At 47.9% G+C, this 522-nt stretch carries 1 protein-coding gene; it reads right to left on the bottom strand.

Annotated elements, in window-relative coordinates:
* A partial coding sequence (locus tag CWC28_RS22620; protein ID WP_502704943.1) for a transposase occupies positions 1-241 on the bottom strand: 241 nt, incomplete at its 3' end.
* Positions 242-522 lie beyond the last annotated feature (281 nt).

Below are 522 nucleotides of genomic sequence, written 5' to 3'. Positions count from 1 at the left end.
AGAGTTCTTCTGCCTGATCCTGTTCAATCACCTCAAGAAAGCGATGCCTCCAACGAAAAGACGTGTTTAGCGGGATATTGCAACGCCTGGCTGCTGGCCTCAGCGTCATGGCGTGAGTCATACCGTCCAGATAATCAGCGCATTTCTCAGGGTGTCTGAGTCGGGCAAGCGGTGTGCCACTGAAGGCATTGAAAGTCTTCTCACAATGTTTACAGCGATAACGCTGTCGGCCATTGCGAATTCCCCAGCGGCCGATCTCAAGACTTTGGCAGTGCAGGAGTGGGGCTGCTCTGCGAAGCAGTCTTCAATGGTTTGTTCAAGCTCACGGGAACGGTTGTACTTGCCGTCCTCAAGCAAAAGGCGGTGCAAGGTGTTTTTCTGTTGTCGAGTTAATGAATTAGAGGCATTAATAAACTGTTTGAAGAGTGGATATTTCATAACCAGCTCCTCTGGAAGTAAAAGACTATGAGATTATAGTTCATGTAACCATTAAAGGTAACTTAGCCTTTATCCAGCCTTGCT

The sequence above is a fragment of the Pseudoalteromonas sp. S4492 genome (genome assembly GCF_005886115.1).
Taxonomy (GTDB): domain Bacteria; phylum Pseudomonadota; class Gammaproteobacteria; order Enterobacterales; family Alteromonadaceae; genus Pseudoalteromonas; species Pseudoalteromonas gelatinilytica.
This window is presented reverse-complemented; position numbering and strand designations above follow the sequence as displayed.